The organism is Mesorhizobium sp. B2-3-14 (genome assembly GCF_006442175.1).
Classification (GTDB): Bacteria; Pseudomonadota; Alphaproteobacteria; order Rhizobiales; family Rhizobiaceae; genus Mesorhizobium; species Mesorhizobium australicum.
In genome coordinates this window covers 231,251-248,613 of sequence record NZ_VFVP01000001.1, presented here as the reverse complement: position 1 = coordinate 248,613, position 17,363 = coordinate 231,251, and the positions used below count along the sequence as shown (strand labels likewise).

Sequence of the window (17,363 nt, the reverse complement as noted above, 5' to 3'; positions counted from 1 at the left end):
CGATGGGTCGGTTTCCATGCCGTGCGCCCGCCTATCTGGCGCTTGGCAGCCCCTTGCGGAAGTCGGATGGGGTCATGCCGGCCAGCTTGCGGAAGGATTTGTTGAAGGCGCTGAGCGAGCCGAAGCCCGAGTCCATGGCGACCCGCAGCACATTGGCGTCCTGATGCATCAGAAGCGCCTGCGCGTAGCTCAGCCGCAACAGGTTGACGTATTCGTTGAGCGTCATGCCGGTTGATTTCTTGAACAGGCTCATGGCGTATTTGGGGTGGATATCGGCGGCGGCCGCTATGTTCATGCAATCGATGTCGTAGAGGAAATTTTCGGCGATGAAATCGCACATGCGCCCGACATTGCGTGAGGACTGCTGGTCGAAGGGGCTGCCCGCCTCCTGCCCGGCGGCGTTTTCCGGCACCAGCCGATAGGGCTCGAACCGCACCCGCTCCAGCCGCAGCAGGAGTTCGTTGACGGCATGCTCGGTCTTGGCCGGGTCGCCCGAACGGGCGTAGCGGTTCCAGCGGGCGAAATTGTCATTGTCGGATTGATCGGTGGCGCTTGTCACCAGCGTCGCACCCGTCATCAGCCGGTGGCGTATATCCGCCGGCAGGTGCAGCCGGAAGAAATGCACCAGCGGCAGGTGCGCGCCGGCATAGACGGCGTCGTCGCTCAAATCGTCCATCTGGTGCGGCAGGCCGCCCCAGAACAGGCACATCTCGCCGGCCGAGAGCGAGATTTCGTGCTCGTTCATGCGGTAGTGGACGGAGCCGCGGACGATGAAATTCACCTCTACCTGGGCATGCCAATGCGGCTTCAGCATCACCAGCGGATTGGTGTGGAACATCTGCAACAGCAGCGGCAGGCCTTCCACACTGCTGGCGCCAGGCTGGTAAAACGGCCGTTCGGGCATCTTACTTTCCGCCAATTTCGTATTCCCTTTGTCCGGGACAGGCCTTTGCCGGTGCCTAGTCTAGCCAGGCTCGCAGAGAGAGCAAATGAAATGGGAGGATTTCAATGCGCATCACACTGTCCTGCGCCGCGCTCGCGCTTGCCTTGGGCTCAGCCCCGGCCTTCGCGCAATCCGGCGAAATCACCATCTGGAGCTGGAACATCGCCGCCTCGTCGCTGAAGGCAACGGTTGCCGGTTTCAACAAGGTCCATCCCGACATCAAGGTCACGGTCCAGGATCTCGGCAACCAGCCGACCTATGACAAGTCGATCGCCGGGTGCGCGGCCGGCGGCGTCGGCCTGCCCGATATCGTGACCATCGAGAACGGCGAGGCCGAGAATTACTGGAGCCAGTTCCCCGACTGTTTCGTCGACCTGCACACGTTGGGCTACACAGCGGAAGACCAGAAGAAATTCCCCGATTTCAAGCGTACCGAACTCGAAGTCGGCGACAAGGCCTATGCCATGCCGTGGGATTCCGGCCCGGTCGCCGTCTTCTATCGCCGCGACTTCTATGAAAAGGCCGGCGTCGACCCGGCATCGATCAAGACCTGGGACGATTTCATCGCCGCCGGCAAGAAGATCCAGGCCGCCAATCCAGGGGTCTCGATGACCAATGCCGATTTCAACGGCGACAGTGAATTCTTCCGTATGATCTCCAACGAACAGGGCTGCGCCTATTTCGCCGAGGACGGCCAGTCGATCACGGTCAACCAGCCCAAATGCGTCGACGCCATGACCAAGGTCAAGGAGATGAAGGACGCGGGCATCGTCTCGTCGGCCGACTGGGGCACCAAGATCACCAACAACACCGCCGGAACCGTCGCCACCCAGGTCTATGGCGGCTGGTACGAAGGCACCATCCGCACCGAATCGGCCGGCGAAAACGGCAAGTGGGGCGTCTACCTGATGCCGAGCCTGACCGCGGACGGGCCGCACGCCGCCAATCTCGGCGGTTCGTCGCTCGCCATCACCTCGGCGTCGAAGAACAAGGAAGCGGCCTACGAGTATTTGAAATACACGCTCGGCACCAATGAAGGCCAGATCACCATGCTGAAGGAGTTCGGCCTCGTCCCATCACTGGTCTCGGCCCTGAACGACCCTTACGTCAGCCAGGGCCAGCCCTACTGGGGCGGCCAAGCGGTGTGGAAGGATATTCTGGGCACCTTGCCCAAGGTCGTTCCGAGCCGCGGCACGCAGTTCCAGAGCGATGCCGAGATCATCGTGCGCGCCGTGCAGACCAAATACCTCGCCGGCGGATATCCCGACGCCAAGGCGGCACTCGACGATGCCGCCAGCCAGATCGCCTCGGCGACTGGGCTGCCTGTCAAGTCCTGAACTCCCAGGACGGGGTCCGGGACGGCAGCTATGTCCGTCCTGGACCCGCCGCTTGCACGCTTGCTTTCAACACCAGGGATGAAGGAGGACAAAAGATGCGCGCCCGCAATGCCACGGCCTATCGCTTCCTTACGCCCTATCTCCTGATCTTCGCCATCTTCTGGGTGTGGCCGATCATCTCCTCGTTCCTGATCTCGTTCCAGGCGACGCGCACCGTGCCGTGGCGCTTCGCGCCCGGTTTCAACTGGGGCCGGCTGATCGGCGACCCCGCCTTCTTCAACGCGCTGAAGAACACGCTGCTCATCCTCGTCATCCAGGTTCCGGTGATGATCGCGCTGGCCATGGTGATGGCGGTGCTTCTGAATTCGCCGCTGCTCAAGGCGCGCGGCCTCTACCGCTTCGCCTTCTTCGCCCCGGTGGTGGTCGGCGAGGTCGCTTATTCGGCGGTGTTCCGGCTGATGTTCAGCCTCGATTTCGGGATCGTCAACAAGCTGCTGAACAGCATCGGCCTGCCCAAGGTCGACTGGTTTTCCAATGTCACGCCGGCCATGGCGCTGATCATGATCGCGGTCACCTGGCGCTGGGCCGGCTACAACGCCATCATCCTGCTGGCCGGCATGCAGTCCATTCCCGAGGATGTCTACGAGGCAGCGACGCTCGACCGGGTCAGCAAGCTCAAGCAATTCTTCTACATCACCCTGCCGCTGTTGAAGCCGGTCATCGTCTTCTGCGCCGTGCTGTCGATCATCGGCACCATGCAATTGTTCACCGAGCCGTTCCTGATCACCGAGCGTGGCGGGCCGGGCGGCGGCACCGAGACGCTCGGTCTGCTGCTTTACCGCCAGGGCTTCCGCTCGCTCAATTTCGGCTATGCCTCTGCCGTCGCCTACACCATGGCCGGGCTGGCGATCGCCATCACACTGGTGCAGCTATGGCTGACGAGGGAACCGAAATGAGCTCGCTCTCATCGGCAAGACTGAAACGAAGCATCGCACTGCACCTCTTCCTGACGCCGCTGGCGCTGATCTGGTTGTTTCCGCTGTGGATGATGGTGGTGTTCTCGACCATGCCCGACAATGGCATATTCAGCCCGGGCATCGAACTGCTGCCGCGCGGCAATTTCGTCGACAATTTCAACAATCTGCAGCGCGACACAGACTTCGTCGGCGCCATCGTCATTTCCGTTTGCGTGGCGGTGACCTACACCGTCTTGTCGGTGCTGTTGACCTCGATGGCCGGCTGGGCGCTGGCCCGCTACCAGTTCTTCGGTAAAAGCGTGGTCGTGGCCATCATCCTGGGCACCATCACGCTGCCCTATGCGGTGGTGCTGATCCCGCAATTCATCATGGTGGCGCGCGACTTCAAGCTTGCCAACACCTGGGTGGCGCTGATCGTGCCGCCGCTGTTCAATTCGCTGGGCGTGCTGTTCATGCGCCAGAGTTTTTCGATGATGCCGGACGATCTGTTCGATGCCGCCCGCGTCGAGGGCGTCAAGGAGTGGCGGATATTCGTCTTCATCGCCCTGCCGCTGGCGCGGCCGATGCTGGCGGCGCTCTGCATCATCCTGTTCCTCGCCTCCTGGAACAACTATCTGTGGCCACTTCTGATCAACAGCCAGCCGGGTTCGATGACAGCACCCGTGGCGCTCGGCACGCTGATCGGCCTGACCAAAGTGTCGTGGGGCGGCATCATGGCGGGCGCGGTCATGCTGACCGTGCCGATGCTCGTCGTCTTCGTGCTCCTGCAGCGTCATTTCATCGCCGGCATCGCCGCCGGCGCGGTCAAGTAAGGGGCAGAATGGCAACCGTTATCCTCACCAATGTCGCCAAGCGCTTCGGCGCGTTCGAAGTCGTCCACGGCGCCAACATCGACATCGCCGACGGCGAGTTCGTCGTCTTCGTCGGCCCGTCGGGCTGCGGCAAGTCCACGCTGCTCAGGATGATCGCCGGGCTGGAGGACATCAGCGGCGGCGAGATCGCCATCGGCGGCAAGGTGGTCAACGATGTCGAGCCGGCCGACCGCGGCATCGCCATGGTGTTCCAGTCCTACGCGCTCTATCCGCATATGAGCGTCGAGCAGAATCTCTCCTTCGGGCTGCGCATGACCGGCAACCCCAAGGCCGACACCGAGCGGCGGGTGAAGCGCGCGGCCGAGATCCTGCGCATCAGCGAATTGATGGATCGTCGTCCGAAAAAACTTTCTGGTGGCCAGCGCCAGCGTGTCGCCATCGGCCGCGCCATCGTGCGCGAGCCGCAAGTGTTCCTGTTCGACGAGCCGCTCTCCAATCTCGATGCCGAACTGCGTGTCCAGATGCGGGTCGAGATTTCAAGGCTCCACAAGGAACTCGGCGCCACCATGGTCTATGTCACCCACGACCAGACCGAGGCGATGACGCTGGCCGACCGGATCGTCGTGCTGCGCGCCGGCCATATCGAGCAGATCGGCAGGCCGCTGGAGCTCTATGACAATCCCGACAATATGTTCGTGGCCGGCTTTGTCGGTTCGCCGAAGATGAATTTCATCAAGGCCCATATTGTCGGGCGTGATGAAAAAGGGGTCGTGGTCGAACTGGCCGGCGAGGAGAAAACCCGCATCACGCAACCGTTGAAATGCGCAGGGCCTGAACTGGGTAGCAAAGTCATCGTCGGCGTGCGGCCGGAACATTTTGGCAGCGCCGGTGAAGGCGACGCCGACCTCACCGCCGCCATCGACGTGGTCGAGCACCTCGGCGGCACGAGCTTCCTCTATGCCCGAACGACCCATGGCGAGGATGTGGTGATCCAGCGCGACGCGGCAAAGGTTCCCGACACCTCGGAGGTCACCGTTTCCATCCGCAAATCCTACCTGTTCGACGAAAAGGGGCTGCGGCTGCGCTGACCGGCCGCCCCTTTCCAAGCCCGCAAGGAGAATGACATGACTGCATCAACGCCCATTCGCTGGGGGATTCTTGGGCCGGGCGGCATCGCCAAGGCCTTTGCCGGCGGCGTCGCCGGTTCCCGCACCGGGAAACTGGTCGCCATCGGCGCGCGCAACCCCGGCAAGCCGGGTCTGGCCGAGAGCTTTCCCGGCGCCCGCATCCTCGACGGTTACGACGCTCTTCTCGCCGATCCGGAGATCGACGCGATCTATATCGCGGTGCCGCATCCCGGCCACGCGCAATGGGCGATCCGGGCGGCGGAAGCCGGAAAACATGTGCTTTGCGAAAAGCCGCTCGGACTGACCGCGTTCGAGGCCGACGCCATGATGCATGCGGCGCGGAAGGCCGGCACTTTTCTCGGCGAGGCCTTCATGTACCGTCTGCACCCGCAGACGCAGCAACTGGTGGGCCTGGTCAAGTCCGGCGTCATCGGCGAGATCAGGATGATCAAGTCGAGCTTCGGCTTCGCCATGCCTGATTTCATGCCGGAGCACCGGCTCTATGCCAACGACCTCGCCGGCGGCGGCATCCTCGACGTCGGCGGCTATCCCGTGTCGATGGTGCGCCTCATTGCCGGCGCTGCCGCGGGAAAGCCATTCGCCGAACCCGACAAGGTGGTGGGCGGCGCCCACCTTGGCCAGTCCGGCGTCGACGAATGGGCCTCCGCTGTCCTGCATTTCCCCGGTGGCATCGTCGCCGAGGTTTCCTGCAGTATCTCGCTGAACCAGGACAACGTCCTGCGCATCTTCGGCACCAAGGGCCGCATCGAGGTGCCGGACTTCTGGTTCGCCGGCGGCGACCGCGATGTCGGCCTCGGCCGGATCGACGTGATCGGCGCCGACGGCGCGCAAGAGACCATCAGCGTCAACGAGAAGCGCCATGTCTATTCCTTCGAGGTCGATGCCGCCGGCGAGGCGATCCGCGCCGGGCGACAGGAATTCGCCTGGCCGGGGATGGGCTGGGCCGACAGCCTCGGCACCTTGCGCGTGCTAGACAGATGGCGCGCGGCGGTGGGGCTGGAGTACGAGATCGAGAAGGCCTCGCTGCGCACCAACACCATCTCCGGCCGACCTCTGCGGCCCGGCGGCACCGCGATAGGCAAGCGCACCATTCCGGGCCTGCCGAAACCGACCTCCGTGGTGGCGCTCGGCTTCGAGGATTTCCGCACCTTCTCCTCCGGGTCGATCCTGCTCGATGCCTTTTTCGAGGCTGGCGGCAATCTGTTCGACACCGGCTACGTCTATGGCGGCGGCTACACCGAGACGCTGCTCGGCCAATGGCTGAGAAACCGTGGCGTGCGCGAGCAGTCGGTGATCATCGCCAAAGGCGCGCACTCGCCGCTCTGCTATCCCGACGTGATCGCAAAGCAGCTTGCCCAGTCGCTCGACCGTCTCCAGACCGACCATGTCGACATCTATTTCATGCATCGCGACAATCCGGACGTGCCGGTCGGCGAGTTCGTCGACGCCATGGACGCGGAGGTCAAGGCCGGGCGTATTCGCGGTCCCTTCGGCGGCTCCAACTGGACGATGCAGCGCATGGACGAGGCCATTGCCTATGCCGAGCGCACTGGCAAGCAGAAGCCCGGCGCGCTCTCCAACAATTTTTCGCTGGCCGAAATGCTGGAGCCGATCTGGGCCGGCTGCATCACCTCCTCCACCGACGACTGGAAAGCCTGGCTGACATCCAGGCAGATGCCGAATTTCGCCTGGTCGAGCCAGGGACGCGGCTTCTTCACCGACCGCGCCGGGCGCGACAGGCTGGACAGCGAGGAACTGGTGCGGGTCTGGTACTCCGAGCGCAATTTCGGCCGCCGCGACCGGGCGATCGAACTCGCCGCCAGGCTGCGCAAGAGCCCGATCCATATTGCGCTGGCCTATGTCCTCAACCAGCCTTTCCCATCGGTCCCGTTGATCGGGCCGCGCACGCTGGGCGAACTGGACGACAGCCTGCGGGCGCTGGACATCGCGCTTTCGCCGGCCGAACTCGAGTGGCTGGACGGCGGCAGCCTGCACGCGGCCTGATTAGGTCTCAAGCGGCGTCAGGTCTCGTCGTCCGACACCTTGGCGCCGCGCCTGGCCGGCGTTCGCAAGCTGGCATACATGCCGGTGGTGCGGAACTGGCTGGGCGTCGTGCCGTAGAGGCGGCGAAAGACCTTCGAAAAATAATTCGCATCCTCGAACCCGCACAGGATGGCCACTTCCTTCACCGGCAGGAAATCGGCCTTGGTCAGCAATTTCGCCGCCCGCTGCAGCCGCTGCTGCAGCACGAACTCGGCGGGCGGCAGGCCTTCGCTCTCGGCGAAGCAGCGTGAGAAATGAGCCCGGCTCAGTCCGCTGATCTGGACAAGGTCCGCCACCGGCAGGGCTTTGTCGAGATTGGCGTTGATATGATCGATGACCGGCTGCATGGCACTCTGTTTTTCGGCAAAGGCGTGCGAGCCGAACACATCGTCGTAGAGCGCCATCGCCGCCTCGTAGGCGATCGCCGAAGCAGCGCCTGGAGAAGCGGCCCCTTTGATAAGACGCAGACTGCAATCGGCAAGATGATCGATCGTCGCCGGCTGCAGCCGAAAGACCGGTCCCGACACGTCGAGGATCGACTTGTGGACGCGCAACGCCTCCTCGCCGTTCATCGAGATCCAGAAATATTCCCAGCGCTCGCCCCTGGCCAGCCAGTAGCGGTGGTTGTGCGGCACCAGCACCAGCAGCGTGTCGTTCGTCTGCAGGCGGTAATCGCGGTTTTCGTAGCGCAACCGGCCGGTACCGCCGATCGTATGCTGCAGGACGGTGAACGGTGTCTGACCGCGCTTTCGCCCGTCCCAGTCATAGGTCACGTCCTCGCGCACCTCATAGCCCGTGCTCGTCGGCATGGCATGCAGGCGCTGGCGGCCGCGCGGCAGCGAGACGGTCCGCATTGACTCTCCGTTAGCGATTAAATCCCGCAGCACAAAATTACCCCTGAAAGCATAATCCTTCTCTGGCCGCGCTCGCGAATAAGCGCATAATCGCGCCTCGAAGAACGCGAATAGCCCGCGAACGAGGAGCGGGCGGGAGGAGAGAAAAGCCGGATTCCGGCTTGAATGGCATGCGCCCAGAGGCGTGTGGCCATCTTTCTTCCCTTGCTGCTCCTTGCCTAGCATTCGATTGGACCGAGGTGAAGGTGATGAGTTTCAAAATCGCTATTATCGGCGCCGGCAGCGTCGGTTTCACGAAGAAGCTGTTCACCGACATATTGTGCGTGCCGGAATTCAAGGACATCGAATTCGCGCTGACCGACGTCAGCGAGCACAATCTCGCGATGATCAAGGCGATCCTCGACAGGATCGTCGAGGCGAACAATCTGCCAACGAGGGTGACCGCGACGACCGACCGCCGCAAGGCGCTCGAGGGTGCGCGCTACATCATAAGCTGCGTGCGGGTCGGCGGCCTCGAAGCCTATGCCGATGATATCCGCATTCCCTTGAGATACGGCATCGACCAATGCGTCGGCGACACGATCTGCGCCGGCGGTATTCTCTACGGTCAGCGCAACATTCCGGTGATCCTGGATTTCTGCAAGGACATCCGCGAAGTCGCCGATACCAACGCCAAATTCCTCAACTATGCCAACCCGATGGCGATGAACACCTGGGCGGCGATCGAATATGGCAAGGTCGACACGGTCGGTCTCTGCCATGGCGTCCAGCACGGAGCCGAACAGATCGCCGAGGTGCTGGGCGCGAAATCGCTGCGGGAACTCGACTATGTCTGTTCCGGCATCAACCACCAGACCTGGTTCATCGATTTGCGGCTGAACGGCCGCAAGATCGACAGGGATGAGCTAATTGCCGCCTTCGAGGCACATCCGGTCTATTCCCAGCAGGAAAAGCTGCGCATCGATGTGCTGAAGCGCTTCGGCGTCTATTCGACCGAAAGCAACGGCCATCTCTCCGAATATCTGCCTTGGTACCGCAAGCGCCCCGACGAGATCACGCGCTGGATCGACATGTCCGACTGGATCCATGGCGAGACCGGCGGCTACCTCCGCTATTCCACGGAAACCCGCAACTGGTTCGAGACCGAATATCCGCAATTCCTCGAAGCGGCGTCGAAACCGATCGACGCATCAAGGCGCTCGAATGAGCATGCGAGCCACATATTGGAGGCGCTGGAAACCAACCGCGTCTATCGTGGCCACTTCAACGTCAGGAATGACGGCGTGATCACCAATCTGCCACGGGACGCCATCATCGAGTCACCCGGTTTCGTCGATCGTTTCGGCATCAACATGGCCGCCGGCATCACGTTGCCGGAAGCCTGTGCCGCTACTTGCATGGCCTCGATCAACGTCCAGCGCATGTCGGTCCACGCGGCCATATCTGGCGACATCGATCTTCTGAAGCTTGCCGTGCTGCATGATCCGCTGGTCGGCGCGGTGTCGACGCCGGAGGAGGTCTGGCAGATGGTCGACGAAATGGTCGTCGCCCAGGCGCAATGGCTGCCGCAATATGCCCATGCGGTTCCGGCAGCCAAGGAGAGGCTGTCGAAATCCACGGTCAAGACGCGGGAATGGGCCGGTGCCGCGCGGCGAAGCGTGCGCTCGATCGAGGAACTGCGCGCCGAAAAGGCCGCGCTGAAACAGGCCGTCTGAGAACCGGGCGCGGCGGCGGATCCACGGGAGGCGGATCCACCGCAGCCTGCCGTCCAGGCCAAATACGAGCAGCAGCAAACGTCTGAATACGAGGGAGGAGACAATGAGGAACCTACGCAGCATTGGCATTGCCGCCGGACTGGCGCTGAGCGTCTCCGTTCCGGCGCTCAACGCTTTCGCTTCCGAGCCGACCGTCCCACCGGTTCCGGCGACGTTTCCGGCCGAGGGCAAGATCAAGTACGTGCCGCGCGACTCCATCCTAGAGTTCAAGGCGCTGCCCGACTATCACGAGCCCGATTGGGTCACGGAAAAATACGTCAAGGCCGGCAAGCTGCCGCCGGTGAAAGATCGGCTGCCGAAAGAGCCGCTTGTCTTCAAGACCGCCAACATGCCGGACGGCGTCGGCGTCTACGGCGATACGATGCGCCATGTCATCGGCGGCCGGCCCGAAGGCTGGAACTACGGCGCCGGCCAGACCCAAGGGTGGGGTGGCATCGACATCGGCCTTTCCGAGTGCCTGACGCGCACCGCGCCGCTGTTCCAGGTTGAGGCGAAGGACACCGAGCCGCTGCCCAACCTGGCCAAAAGCTGGGATTGGTCAGCCGATGGCCACAAGCTGACCATGCATCTCGTCGAAGGTGCCAAATGGTCGGACGGCGTGCCATTCAACGCCGACGACGTCATGTTCTACTGGGACGACGAGGTCATGGATCCCAACGTCTCGCCGCTCAATGGCGCCACCCAGGAAACCTTCGGCGTCGGCACGACGCTGAAGAAGATCGACGACTACACGGTCGAATGGACCTTCAAGGAAGCCTTCCCGAAACAGCACCTCTATGCAATGGCCTATGGCACCTTCTGCCCCGGTCCCGCGCATATCTTGAAGCCGCAGCACCCGAAATATTCGAAGAACACCTACGATCAGTTCAAGAACGCCTTCCCGCCCGAATATATGAACATGCCTGTCATGGGCGCCTGGGTGCCGGTCGAATATCGGGCCGACGACATCATCGTCATGCGCCGCAATCCCTACTATTGGAAAGTGGACGAGAAGGGCAACCAGCTGCCCTATCTCAACGAGCTGCATTACAAACTGTCGACCTGGGCCGACCGCGACGTTCAGGCGGTCGCCGGCGCCGGCGACTTCTCCAACCTCGAGCAGCCGGAAAACTTCGTCGCCTCGCTAAAGCGCGCGGCGGAGGCGAACGCGCCGGCGCGCCTTGCCTTCGGCCCGCGGCTGATCGGCTACAATCTGCGCCTGAACTTCTCCGCCAATGGCTGGGGCAATCCGGACGAGCGCGGCCAGGCGATCCGCGAACTGAACCGCAACGAGGATTTCCGCAAGGCCGTCACCATGGCGCTTGACCGCAAGGCGTTGGGCGATTCCCTCGTCAAGGGGCCGTTCACCGCGATCTATCCAGGCGGCCTCTCCTCGGGCACCAGCTTCTATGACCGCAAGTCCACCGTCTACTATCCATTCGACCTCGAGGGCGCCAAGGCCGAACTCGCCAAGGCCGGTCTGAAGGACACAGACGGTGACGGCATCGTCAACTTCCCGGCCGGTACCGCCGACGGCAAGAACGTCGAAATCGTGATGCTGGTCAACAACGACTACACGACCGACAAGAGCCTCGCCGAAGGCGTGGTCGCGCAGATGGAGAAGCTTGGCCTCCGGATCGTGCTCAACGGGCTTAACGGCACCCAGCGCGATGCCACGCAATATTCGGGCCGCTTCGACTGGCTGATCCGGCGCAATGAGCAGGAGCTGACCTCCGTGGTGCAGAACACCGTGCAACTCGCTCCGGTCGGCCCCAAGACCAGCTGGGATCACCGCGCGCCGGAAAGCGGCGAGGTCGACCTGATGCCTTTCGAGAAGGACCTCGTCGACATCGTCAACAAGTTCGTCTCGTCGGCGGATAACAACCAGCGCGCCAGTCTGATGCGGGACTTCCAGAAGATCTCGACCGAGCACGTCTACAATGTCGGCCTGACGGAATATCCCGGCGCCTTGATCGTCAACAAGCGCTTCTCCAACATCCCGCAGGGCACGCCGATCTTCATGTTCAACTGGGCCGAGGATTCGATCATCCGCGAACGGGTCTTCGTCGCGGCCGACAAACAGGCGAAATACGAATTGTTCCCCGAAGAGCTTCCCGGCAAGCCTGGAGACAAGGGCCCGATGTAAGTTTAAGGGCCGATGCAAGTTACCTCCCCCGACTGAGAGACACCCGGCCGCGTCGAGGGCGCGGCCGGGACAAACCAACCCTCCGAACGCCCCTCCAGGGGAGCGTCCGGCGAGATGAGGAAGCGGACCGTCCATGCTGCGATTCCTGCTCATGCGCATAGCGTCGGCAATCCCGGTTCTCGCTATTTTGAGTCTCGTCACCTTTGCCATCATCCAGGCGCCGCCTGGCGATTATGCCGATTACATCCGCTCGCAGCTGATCAACCAGGGCGGAGCCTCCTTCGCGGAGGCCGACGCACAGGCCCAGGCCTATCGCGTCGAACACGGCCTCGATAAGCCGCTGCCCGTCCAGTATCTCAACTGGATCGGCGGCGTCGTCACCCGCGGCGATTTCGGCTACAGCCTCTATTACAACAAGCCGGTGGCCGAGGTCGTCGGCGAGCGCCTGCCGCGCACGCTGCTGCTCGCGCTGGTCTGCCATCTGCTCGCCTCGGTGCTCGGCATCACTTTCGGCATATGGGCCGCGACCCGGCAATACACCTGGATCGATTCCACGCTGTCGGCCATCGCCTTTCTCGGCATGACGGTGCCGCGCTTCCTGATGGCGCTGATCATCGTCTATTTCCTGGTCTTCCAGTTCAACGTGTCGGAGATCGGCTCATTCTTCTCGCCGCAATATGGCGGCGCGCCATGGTCGTGGGCCAAATTCGTCGACCTGGTCAAGCATGTCTGGCCGGTGGTGGCGATCGCCACCTTCGGCGGCCTCGCCTACAATATGCGCGTCATGCGCGGCAATCTGCTCGACACGCTCAACGCGCAATATGTCGAGACGGCGAGAGCCAAGGGCCTGACCGGCAGTGCCGTCGTCATGCGCCACGCCGTGCCCAATGCCTTGCATCCGCTCGTCATGTACCAGGGCGTGGTGCTGCCATACATGCTGACCGGCGAGATCGAGACGGCGATCATCTTCGCGCTGCCGACCGTCGGTCCGGCGATCGTCGGTTCGATGGCGGTCGGCGACGTCTATGTCACAGCCACCTTCATGATGGTGCTGTCGGCGACGCTGATCGTCGGCAACATCATCGCCGACATGCTGCTCGTCCTGCTCGATCCGCGCGTGCGCCAGTTCGGGGAGGGCTAGATGCTGGCGCGAGAGCCTTCACCACCGCCACTGCCGGCCGAGCGAGCCACAGTAGCGCCCGCACGCGGCAATGAGAGCTACATGGCGCTTGTCTGGCGCCGGCTGAAGCGCTCCTGGACCGGGATGGCTGGGCTTTGGCTGGTCGTGCTACTGCTGGTGATGGCCGTGTTCGCCGAATTCCTGGCCCCGATGGATCCGAAGGCGACCGATGTCGGCTTCGCCCCGCCGCAGCTGCCGTCCTTCCACGACAAGGATGGTAATTTCGTCGCGCGGCCTAGGGTCTATGCGCTGGCCGATTCGGCCGATCTCGATCCGGTCACCTTCCAGCCCATCGTCGGCCCCGACTACGACCACCCGAGGCTGCTTGGCTTCTTCGTCGAGGGCGCGCCCTACAAGCTCTTCGGGCTGATCCCGGCGAACCGGCACTTGTTCGCCTCGACGGACGGCCAGCCGGTGCATTTCCTCGGCACCGACAAATTCGGCCGGGACGTGCTGTCGCGCGCCATCCATGGTTCGCGCGTCTCGCTGATGATCGCGCTGACGGTGGTCTTCATCATCACGGTCATCGGTACCACTGTCGGCATGGTGTCGGGCTATTTCGGCGGCCGGTTCGACGTCTGGATGCAGCGCTTCGTCGAACTGGTGCTCGCCTTCCCACAACTGCCGCTCTATCTGGCGCTGACGACGCTGATCCCTGTCACCGCGCCGACCAATGTGTTCCTCGGCTTTGTCATCATCGTCATGTCGGCGTTGGGCTGGGCGCAGATGTCGCGCGAGGTGCGCGGCAAGACACTGGCGCTGGCGCGCATCGAATATGTGCGCGCCGCCATGGCGGTCGGCTCCACCGACCGGCGCATCATCCTGCAGCACATCTTCCCCAATGTGATGAGCCACGTGATCGTCGCCGTGACGCTGGCCATCCCGACGGTTGTGCTGCTCGAATCCTTCCTCGGTTTCCTCGGTTTTGCCGTCAAGCCGCCCCTGATCTCCTGGGGGCTGATGCTTCAGGACACCGCGACCTATTCCGTCATCGGTACCTATCCCTGGATCCTGTCGCCGGTCGGTTTCGTGCTGGTCACCGTCTTCGCCTTCAACGCGCTCGGCGACGGCCTGCGCGATGCCGTCGATCCGTATTGAGGGGACAGGAATGACCGTCGTACTCGCCGAGCCCTTCGCACCAGCCTTTCGCCTCGATCATGATGGGCGCCAGGGAGAGCCCGTCATCGACGCCCGCAACATCGAGGTCGCCTTCAAGGTCGAGCACGGTACCGTCGAGGCGGTCAAGGACATCTCGTTCCAGCTCTATCGCGGCGAGACGATCGCGATCGTCGGCGAATCCGGTTCCGGCAAATCGGTGACGGCGCGCACCGTCATGGGCCTGCTGTCGCGCCGCGCAACGGTGTCACCGAAATCGAGCGTCTGTTATGACGGACAGGACATTCTGAAATTCCCCGAGAGCGCCCGGCGCAAGCTGCGCGGCAACCGCATCTCGATGATCTTCCAGGAGCCGATGAGCTCGCTCAACCCGATTTACACGGTCGGCAGCCAGATCGTCGAAGCGATCCGGGTGCATCGCAAGGTGAGCCGCAAACAAGCCTGGGCGCGCGCTCTCGAACTGCTGCGGCATGTGCAGATTCCCGAGCCCGAGGCGCGGCTCAAGCAATATCCGCACCAGCTCTCGGGTGGGCAACGGCAGCGCGTGATGATCGCCATGGCGCTCGCCAACGATCCCGACGTGCTGATCGCCGATGAGCCGACGACCGCGCTCGACGTCACGGTCCAGGCGCAGATCCTCAACCTGATCCGCAATCTGCAGAAAGAGCTGCGGATGGCGGTGATCCTAATCACCCACGACCTCACCGTGGTGCGCAAGTTTTCCGACTACGTCTATGTGATGCAGCATGGCGAAATGTGCGAGCACAACGTCACTGAACGCTTGTTCGCCGATCCGCGGCATCCCTACACCAGGCGATTGCTTGCTTCCGAACCAAGAGGACGGCCGCAACCGTTGCCCGCGGGCTCTGGCACCATCCTCGAAGCGAATGGCGTGCGCGTCTGCTTCATGCTGCGCCACGGCACGTTCTTGAAGCCGGACTGGCGTGAACTGGTCGCGGTCGACGACCTCGACCTCAAGCTTTGCCGCCATGAGACGCTTGGGCTGGTCGGCGAATCCGGCTCCGGCAAGACCACGTTCGGCCAGGCGCTGCTCCGGCTGACCGAAGCGAAACGCGGTGAGATCCGCTTCGATGGCCAGCCGATCCATGGCCTGTCGCGAACGCAGATGCGGCCGCTGCGGTCGCGCATGCAGATCGTCTTCCAGGACCCGTTCTCCTCGCTTAACCCACGCATGACGATCGGCCAGATCATCGAGGAAGGGCTGGTCGTCAACGGCATCGGCGCAACGCGCCGCGAGCGGGTCGAACGGGTGCGCGAGGCGTTGGTCAGCGCGGGCATGCCGGGCGATATCCTGTCGCGGTTTCCGCATGAATTTTCCGGCGGCCAGCGGCAGCGCATCGCCATCGCCCGGGCCATCGCGCTCGAACCCGAATTCATCCTGCTCGACGAGCCGACGTCGGCGCTGGATCTCTCCGTCCAGGCGCAGATCATCGACCTGCTGCGCAAGCTGCAGGACGAGCGTGGCTTGAGCTATCTCTTCATCTCGCACGACCTGAAGGTGGTGCGGGCGCTCTGCCACCGCGTCATCGTCATGCAGCACGGCAAGATCGTCGAGCAGGGACCTGTCGACCAGGTCCTCACCCATCCCAAGACCGCCTACACCGAACGGCTCGTCAGGGCCGCTTTCGACGTGGCCTGAACATATGCCGGAGGTTAACGTGGCAAGACATCCCAGGATCACTTTCATAGGCGCCGGCTCGACGGTGTTCATGAAGAACATCGTCGGCGACGTGCTGCAGCGCCCGGCACTTTCGGGCGCCACGATCGCGCTGATGGACATCAATCCGCAGCGGCTGGAAGAAAGCGCCGTCGTCGTCAACAAACTGATCGCCACACTCGGCGTCAAGGCGATGGCCGAGACCTACACGGACCAGCGCAAGGCGCTGGCGGACGCCGATTTCGTCGTCGTCGCCTTCCAGATCGGCGGCTATGAGCCCTGCACCGTCACGGATTTCGAGGTGCCGAAGACATATGGCCTGCGCCAGACCATCGCCGATACGCTCGGCGTCGGCGGCATCATGCGCGGCCTCAGGACCGTGCCGCATCTGTGGAAGATCTGCGAGGACATGCTTGCCGTCTGCCCGCGGGCCATCATGTTGCAATATGTCAACCCGATGGCGATCAACACCTGGGCGATCTCGGAGAAATATCCCGAGATCAGGCAGGTCGGGCTGTGCCACTCGGTGCAAGGTACGGCGATGGAACTGGCACACGATCTCGACCTTCCCTATGACGAGATCCGCTACCGCTCGGCCGGCATCAACCACATGGCTTTCTACCTGCAGTTCGAGCATCGCCAGCCGGATGGATCCTATCGCGACCTCTATCCCGATCTCGTGCGTGCCTATCGCGAAGGCCGCGCGCCCAAACCCGGCTGGAATCCGCGCTGTCCGAACAAGGTGCGCTATGAGATGCTGACGCGGCTGGGCTATTTCGTCACCGAGAGCTCGGAGCATTTCGCCGAATACACGCCCTATTTCATCAAGGACGGCCGTCCCGATTTGATCGAGAAATACGGCATTCCGCTCGATGAATACCCCAAGCGCTGCGTCGAGCAGATCGAGCGTTGGAAGGACCAGGCGCAGGCCTACCGCTCGGCCCAGCGCATCGAGGTCGAAGAGTCGAAGGAATATGCCTCCTCGATCATGAATTCGGTCTGGACCGGCGAACCGTCGGTCATCTACGGCAATGTGCGCAACAATGGCTGCATCACCTCGCTGCCGCGTGATTGCGCCGCCGAAGTGCCGTGCCTGGTCGATGCGTCCGGCATCCAGCCGACCTATATAGGCGACCTGCCGCCGCAATTGACGGCGCTGATCCGCACCAACATCAACGTACAGGAACTGACGGTGCGGGCGCTGATGAGCGAAAACCGCGACCACATCTATCACGCGGCGATGATGGATCCGCACACCGCGGCCGAACTCGATCTCGACCAGATCTGGTCACTGGTCGATGATCTCCTGGCCGCACATGGCGACTGGCTGCCGGCCTGGGCGCGCGTCAAACGCAAGAACGAAGCCGCCTGACCG

Annotated in this window: 13 protein-coding genes; 11 read left to right on the top strand and 2 right to left on the bottom strand. The window is 62.9% G+C overall.

Annotated elements, in window-relative coordinates; genetic code table 11:
- Nucleotides 1-31: 31 nt before the first annotated feature.
- A complete protein-coding gene (locus tag FJ950_RS01120) occupies nt 32-904 on the bottom strand; it encodes a helix-turn-helix domain-containing protein (RefSeq protein WP_140614694.1) in 873 nt (290 codons plus the stop codon).
- 104 nt (nt 905-1,008) lie between these two features.
- Between FJ950_RS01120 and FJ950_RS01115 the strand changes: the two genes are divergently transcribed.
- From FJ950_RS01115 to FJ950_RS01095, 5 genes are all read left to right on the top strand, one after another.
- Nucleotides 1,009-2,280 (top strand): ABC transporter substrate-binding protein, encoded by a 1,272-nt coding sequence (locus FJ950_RS01115; protein ID WP_140614693.1) that lies wholly within the window; start codon nt 1,009-1,011, stop codon nt 2,278-2,280.
- A 95-nt stretch (nt 2,281-2,375) separates the two neighbouring features.
- Nucleotides 2,376-3,236 (top strand): sugar ABC transporter permease, encoded by an 861-nt coding sequence (locus FJ950_RS01110; protein WP_140614692.1) that lies wholly within the window; start codon nt 2,376-2,378, stop codon nt 3,234-3,236.
- Nucleotides 3,233-4,069 (top strand): carbohydrate ABC transporter permease, encoded by an 837-nt coding sequence (locus tag FJ950_RS01105; protein WP_015316253.1) that lies wholly within the window; start codon nt 3,233-3,235, stop codon nt 4,067-4,069. The genes FJ950_RS01110 and FJ950_RS01105 overlap by 4 nt, the downstream gene beginning before the upstream one ends.
- 8 nt (nt 4,070-4,077) lie before the next feature.
- Nucleotides 4,078-5,157, top strand: a complete 1,080-nt coding sequence (ugpC, locus tag FJ950_RS01100) for a sn-glycerol-3-phosphate ABC transporter ATP-binding protein UgpC (protein ID WP_140614691.1) — start codon at nt 4,078-4,080, stop codon at nt 5,155-5,157.
- A 36-nt stretch (nt 5,158-5,193) separates the two neighbouring features.
- Nucleotides 5,194-7,221 (top strand): aldo/keto reductase, encoded by a 2,028-nt coding sequence (locus FJ950_RS01095; RefSeq protein WP_140614690.1) that lies wholly within the window; start codon nt 5,194-5,196, stop codon nt 7,219-7,221.
- A 17-nt stretch (nt 7,222-7,238) separates the two neighbouring features.
- On the opposite strand, the gene FJ950_RS01090 is transcribed toward FJ950_RS01095, so the two are convergent.
- Nucleotides 7,239-8,114, bottom strand: coding sequence for an AraC family transcriptional regulator (locus FJ950_RS01090; RefSeq protein WP_140614689.1), 876 nt, complete (start codon nt 8,112-8,114; stop codon nt 7,239-7,241).
- A 248-nt stretch (nt 8,115-8,362) separates the two neighbouring features.
- Between FJ950_RS01090 and FJ950_RS01085 the strand changes: the two genes are divergently transcribed.
- From FJ950_RS01085 to FJ950_RS01060, 6 genes are all read left to right on the top strand, one after another.
- Nucleotides 8,363-9,829: an alpha-glucosidase/alpha-galactosidase gene (locus tag FJ950_RS01085; protein WP_140614688.1), complete on the top strand. Its 1,467-nt coding sequence runs from the start codon at nt 8,363-8,365 to the stop codon at nt 9,827-9,829.
- Between the two features lie 103 nt (nt 9,830-9,932).
- A complete protein-coding gene (locus tag FJ950_RS01080) occupies nt 9,933-12,014 on the top strand; it encodes an ABC transporter substrate-binding protein (RefSeq protein ID WP_140614687.1) in 2,082 nt (693 codons plus the stop codon).
- A 133-nt stretch (nt 12,015-12,147) separates the two neighbouring features.
- Complete coding sequence (locus tag FJ950_RS01075) at nt 12,148-13,155, top strand: ABC transporter permease (RefSeq protein WP_015316259.1); 1,008 nt, start codon at nt 12,148-12,150, stop codon at nt 13,153-13,155.
- Entirely contained in the window at nt 13,156-14,292 is a 1,137-nt protein-coding gene (locus tag FJ950_RS01070) for an ABC transporter permease (protein ID WP_015316260.1), read from the top strand.
- A 10-nt stretch (nt 14,293-14,302) separates the two neighbouring features.
- Nucleotides 14,303-15,970 (top strand): ABC transporter ATP-binding protein, encoded by a 1,668-nt coding sequence (locus FJ950_RS01065; RefSeq protein WP_140614686.1) that lies wholly within the window; start codon nt 14,303-14,305, stop codon nt 15,968-15,970.
- A 19-nt stretch (nt 15,971-15,989) separates the two neighbouring features.
- Entirely contained in the window at nt 15,990-17,360 is a 1,371-nt protein-coding gene (locus tag FJ950_RS01060) for an alpha-glucosidase/alpha-galactosidase (protein WP_140614685.1), read from the top strand.
- The last annotated feature ends 3 nt before the right edge of the window (nt 17,361-17,363 follow it).

Coding starts and splice junctions, on each gene's coding strand:
- FJ950_RS01120 (WP_140614694.1), bottom strand. CDS start 904: ATGCCCGAACGGCCGTTTTACCAGCCTGGCGCCAGCAGTGTGGAAGGC.
- FJ950_RS01115 (WP_140614693.1), top strand. CDS start 1,009: ATGCGCATCACACTGTCCTGCGCCGCGCTCGCGCTTGCCTTGGGCTCA.
- FJ950_RS01110 (WP_140614692.1), top strand. CDS start 2,376: ATGCGCGCCCGCAATGCCACGGCCTATCGCTTCCTTACGCCCTATCTC.
- FJ950_RS01105 (WP_015316253.1), top strand. CDS start 3,233: ATGAGCTCGCTCTCATCGGCAAGACTGAAACGAAGCATCGCACTGCAC.
- ugpC (WP_140614691.1), top strand. CDS start 4,078: ATGGCAACCGTTATCCTCACCAATGTCGCCAAGCGCTTCGGCGCGTTC.
- FJ950_RS01095 (WP_140614690.1), top strand. CDS start 5,194: ATGACTGCATCAACGCCCATTCGCTGGGGGATTCTTGGGCCGGGCGGC.
- FJ950_RS01090 (WP_140614689.1), bottom strand. CDS start 8,114: ATGCGGACCGTCTCGCTGCCGCGCGGCCGCCAGCGCCTGCATGCCATG.
- FJ950_RS01085 (WP_140614688.1), top strand. CDS start 8,363: ATGAGTTTCAAAATCGCTATTATCGGCGCCGGCAGCGTCGGTTTCACG.
- FJ950_RS01080 (WP_140614687.1), top strand. CDS start 9,933: ATGAGGAACCTACGCAGCATTGGCATTGCCGCCGGACTGGCGCTGAGC.
- FJ950_RS01075 (WP_015316259.1), top strand. CDS start 12,148: ATGCTGCGATTCCTGCTCATGCGCATAGCGTCGGCAATCCCGGTTCTC.
- FJ950_RS01070 (WP_015316260.1), top strand. CDS start 13,156: ATGCTGGCGCGAGAGCCTTCACCACCGCCACTGCCGGCCGAGCGAGCC.
- FJ950_RS01065 (WP_140614686.1), top strand. CDS start 14,303: ATGACCGTCGTACTCGCCGAGCCCTTCGCACCAGCCTTTCGCCTCGAT.